Source organism: Patescibacteria group bacterium, from assembly GCA_027858235.1.
Lineage (GTDB): Bacteria > Patescibacteriota > Patescibacteriia > Patescibacteriales > BM507 > BM507.
On record JAQIDC010000001.1, the window covers coordinates 1 to 3,365 of the forward strand.

At 33.9% G+C, this 3,365-nt stretch carries 5 protein-coding genes; all 5 read left to right on the plus strand.

Annotated elements, in window-relative coordinates:
- Positions 1 to 341: 341 nt before the first annotated feature.
- The 5 genes from PF572_00005 to PF572_00025 all read left to right on the plus strand — a co-directional run bounded on the left by PF572_00005 (position 342) and on the right by PF572_00025 (position 3,085).
- Positions 342 to 596, plus strand: a complete 255-nt coding sequence (locus PF572_00005; protein MDA3839452.1) for a DUF2007-related protein — start codon at positions 342 to 344, stop codon at positions 594 to 596.
- Between the two features lie 194 nt (positions 597 to 790).
- A complete protein-coding gene (locus tag PF572_00010; GenBank protein MDA3839453.1) occupies positions 791 to 1,720 on the plus strand; it encodes a penicillin-binding protein activator LpoB in 930 nt (309 codons plus the stop codon).
- On the plus strand, positions 1,720 to 2,052 hold the full coding sequence (locus PF572_00015; GenBank protein ID MDA3839454.1) for a hypothetical protein: 333 nt from the start codon (positions 1,720 to 1,722) through the stop codon (positions 2,050 to 2,052). Before PF572_00010 ends, PF572_00015 begins: the two co-directional genes overlap by 1 nt.
- The gene (locus PF572_00020) at positions 2,049 to 2,390 is read left to right on the plus strand and encodes a DUF4810 domain-containing protein (GenBank protein MDA3839455.1); all 342 of its coding nucleotides are present in this window, start codon (positions 2,049 to 2,051) and stop codon (positions 2,388 to 2,390) included. The genes PF572_00015 and PF572_00020 overlap by 4 nt, the downstream gene beginning before the upstream one ends.
- Positions 2,387 to 3,085: a DUF799 family lipoprotein gene (locus tag PF572_00025; GenBank protein ID MDA3839456.1), complete on the plus strand. Its 699-nt coding sequence runs from the start codon at positions 2,387 to 2,389 to the stop codon at positions 3,083 to 3,085. The genes PF572_00020 and PF572_00025 overlap by 4 nt, the downstream gene beginning before the upstream one ends.
- Positions 3,086 to 3,365: the final 280 nt, after the last annotated feature.

The following is a 3,365-nucleotide window of genomic DNA, read 5'->3' on the forward strand; positions in this document are numbered from 1 at the left end:
TTTGATAAATTAGCATTCTGTTTGTCGATGTATATAATTGATTTCAAGTTGTAATGCGGAGGTTGCTTGCAGGTCAGATATATTATATACAAGACAGAAGTGGATATATAAACAAGTTAACTAGCATTATAAAACACGCGAAAGTTGAAGATAATTTATAGTATAGACGAGGCGATTAAAACAACTATCCAAGAAGATGATTTAGTTAAAAATATTTATTTTTTTACCGAGAATATGAATATATTGATAATAGGTAATTAAACGTGGATTGTGGTATTTAAACAAATCCCGATTGTGACAAAATATTAATTTTTACATTAAACATTAAACGACAAATACTCATGAATAATAAAAATGCAATTAAATCAATTGAGATTTTTAATGGTATAACATGGCAAGCCCAAATGATTAAGAATCTATTAGAAAATTCAGGAATTGAAGCTTTTTTACAGGATGAGACAATTGGATCTTTAACCCTGCCATGGGCAGCACCAGACGGGTTAGGATTAGTAAAGGTGATAGTTTTAAGTTCTGATTATGAAAATGCAAAATTGATTGTCGATGAGTATGAAAAAAACTTAGAGGCAAATAAATAACGCCAGTTAACAGCAAAATATATTTAATTGCCGTTTTCGTTCGGACAACTTACTTTACAGCCCGCAACAACTTTGCTGCGGCACGACAGGAAAGCAACCCGCAATCGGCAACTTAATATATTTTGCGAACCGTTAGGCAACATAAAAATCGCATCTATCAACATTATTAATACTAACAACTAAAAATTGATAAAATGAGAAAAATCCTCTTTGGAATGGCAATTGGATTAATTGCCATTAGTTGTTCGACTCAACAAAAAATAGTACAAGTTGAACCGCAGATTCAAGAAGTTAAACAAGAAGAGCAAGTTTTAAAAAGAAAGGTTGCTATTTCAAGATTTTCGAATGAAACTCAGTATGCTAAAGGTATTTTCTATGATAAGGACAATGATCCAATTGGAAAACAAGCTGTTGATATCCTTTCAACAAAACTTGCTGCAAGTGACAAGTTTATTTTATTAGAGCGACAAGACTTTGACAAGATTGAAGAAGAACTCAAAATCGCAGGAAATGAAGGTCTCCAAAAAATTGGTGCAGACTATTTGATTATTGGTTCTGTGACCCAGTTTGGACGAAAAAATGTTGGAGATGTAAATGCTTTTTCAAGGAGCAAGACACAGACTGTTGAGGCAGGTGTAAGTGTTAGATTGGTAGATGTTTCAACAGGTCAAATTATCTACGCAGAAGAAGCAAAAGGAGAAGCAGAAACAACGAATAAGACCGTAATGGGCTTAGGAGAACGTACTGACTATGATGCAACATTAAGCGATAAAGCTATTTCTGCCGCAATTTCAAAATTAGTAGAAAACATTATTAATAATTGTATGGAGAAACCATGGAAATCATATTTTTTGTCCTATGATGAAAATGGTATTATCATATCGGGTGGAGCAAGTCAAGGTCTTAATGTTGGCGACGAATTTCAAGTTGTTGAGAAAGGTAATAAAATTAAAAACCCACAAACGGGGATGTTAATCGAACTACCAGGAAAAAATATTGGTAAGATAGAAATTGAATTCACAGGAGGAGATACGCCACAAAATGAATTTTCAATGGTATCATTCTCGGATGGTAATATCGACAAAGACAATTTAGCTAATTACTACATAAAAGAAATAAAATAATGAAAAATCTAATCTACATATTATTCATCGGTTTTGTTCTCATGACAAGCTGTACTGGTGTCAAAACAATATCTAAGGGTCTGGAGAATGAGGCTTACATTGAAATTATTGGTAAGCCAAGTAACTATTCTGGTGGTGTTGATGTAACAATTGACGAAAATACTTCATTTAATGCTCAAGTCAACAAAGGAATTTCCAAAAGACCGAAAGGCAAAGTATATGCAATTCCTACAGGGAAGCATACGATTACTGTAAAACACAACAAGAAAGTCATTTATTCAAAGCAAATATTTGTTTCATCACAAGAAACCAAACAAATTATTTTACCATGAAAAGAAATCTGCTAATAGTTATTTGTGTTCTATTCTTGGCATCATGTGCCCCACAAAAACTTTACACTTGGGGTAATTATGAAAAAACAAGTTACAATTATCTAAAAAATACAGACGAAAAATCAATTTTAGCCTTAACAGAAGATTATCAGAAAATAATTGAAAAGCAAAAAGGCACACGAGGCGTTGTACCTCCAGGGATATTTGCTGATTATGGGTTTTTACTTCTGCAAGAAGGAAAAGAAGAAGAAGGAAAAGAAATGTTAATAAAGGAAGTCACCCTTTATCCAGAATCTAAAATTTTTATTGACCGAATATTAAAAATGAAGGAAGAATGAAAAAACAAATTTATATATACATTATAGGGATTGTTATTTCCCTGTCTAGCTGTACAATGACATCTAAAATAACAAAATCAACTGCATATAAAGGAATTTATGAAGAAAAACCGCTAACAGTTCTATTAATGCCTCCGATTAATAGAAGTACAAATGTGGAAGCAAAAGAGTATTTTCATTCTACTCTAAATATTCCCATTGCAAATGCAGGTTATTATGTTGTTCCTCCTTTTTTGTCAATGGAAATTTTGAAAAGAGAGAGTGCTTATGATACAGAATTATTTTTAAATGCGCCTTTATCAAAGTTCACAGAAGTATTTGGTGCCGACATGGCGGTATTTACAATTATTCATAAATGGGATAAATCAGGGCTAGCATCTAATGTTTATGTACAAGTTGAGTATATTATAAAATCAACCAAAACTAACGAGGTTATTTATACCCGAAAAGGAGATATTACTTATGATGCTTCGGTATCAACTGGTATGGGTGGTGGCTTAGGAGCACTTGCCGATCTCGCAGCCTCTGCTATTAATACGGCAGCAACAAAATATGTTGATGTTGCAAGGACATGTAACGCATACACTTTTAGTGATCTCCCAGCAGGAAAATATAGTCCCCAATTCGAGATAGATAGCACACAAAATGCAGGAATTAAGGATTTTAAAGTTAGGCTGAGTTCAAAATACAGATAGAAAAAAAATTACGTTGCCTAATAATTTATAAATTTAACTGTGGGTTTAGTGGTAATTTTCAATGTCTTATCTCGCGCCCATTTTATGCGTATCCGGACAGAGAAACAGCCCGTAATCCACAGCTAAACTTATGTGTGCCGAGAAGCAATGGTCGGCATAATTAACCATTGCATGCTGTAATTGAGATGGTGGAGTTCGCCAGCTGGTGAATGCCCCACCGGAGTCGTCTATTCAGGAGGGGGCTTCAAACCACCTAAAGGTGCTGTGGTAAAGAGCCCCC

Excerpts from the sequence above, each read along its gene's own strand:
- PF572_00005 (MDA3839452.1), top strand. The coding sequence starts at position 342 with ATGAATAATAAAAATGCAATTAAATCAATTGAGATTTTTAATGGTATA.
- PF572_00010 (MDA3839453.1), top strand. The coding sequence starts at position 791 with ATGAGAAAAATCCTCTTTGGAATGGCAATTGGATTAATTGCCATTAGT.
- PF572_00015 (MDA3839454.1), top strand. The coding sequence starts at position 1,720 with ATGAAAAATCTAATCTACATATTATTCATCGGTTTTGTTCTCATGACA.
- PF572_00020 (MDA3839455.1), top strand. The coding sequence starts at position 2,049 with ATGAAAAGAAATCTGCTAATAGTTATTTGTGTTCTATTCTTGGCATCA.
- PF572_00025 (MDA3839456.1), top strand. The coding sequence starts at position 2,387 with ATGAAAAAACAAATTTATATATACATTATAGGGATTGTTATTTCCCTG.